General features: G+C 42.1%; 1 protein-coding gene. It reads right to left on the reverse strand.

Features of this window, described 5'->3' with window-relative positions:
* The coding region (locus tag ACFINC_RS09970) for a YidC/Oxa1 family insertase periplasmic-domain containing protein (RefSeq protein ID WP_375617111.1) at nucleotides 1-280 on the reverse strand (280 nt) is incomplete at both ends.

Genomic DNA, 280 nt, shown 5'->3' on the forward strand with positions numbered 1-280 from the left:
GTATATTCTTTATCTTGCGGGGGAATAACCGCTACAGCCCAATATTTATCGGTAATACCAATCCAGCCTCCTGTTACTTTGGAAAAAGTCATACTCTTTTGTCCATTATCAGGATTTGGATCAAGTTCTGCTAAGGTTTTATATTTTTCAGTTTTGAGCGAATCTCCAGCAATACCGATCATCCCCTCATGAAGCAAATAGGTGGCATTGGTATGTTCTGGTGGTGCTGCACGTGCAACGCGGGCATAGGAGGAAAGATAAACCGGTTGATCACTTTCAT

Origin of the sequence: Bartonella sp. AP58NXGY, assembly GCF_042195785.1 — a bacterium.
In the GTDB taxonomy this organism is placed as follows: Bacteria; Pseudomonadota; Alphaproteobacteria; order Rhizobiales; family Rhizobiaceae; genus Bartonella.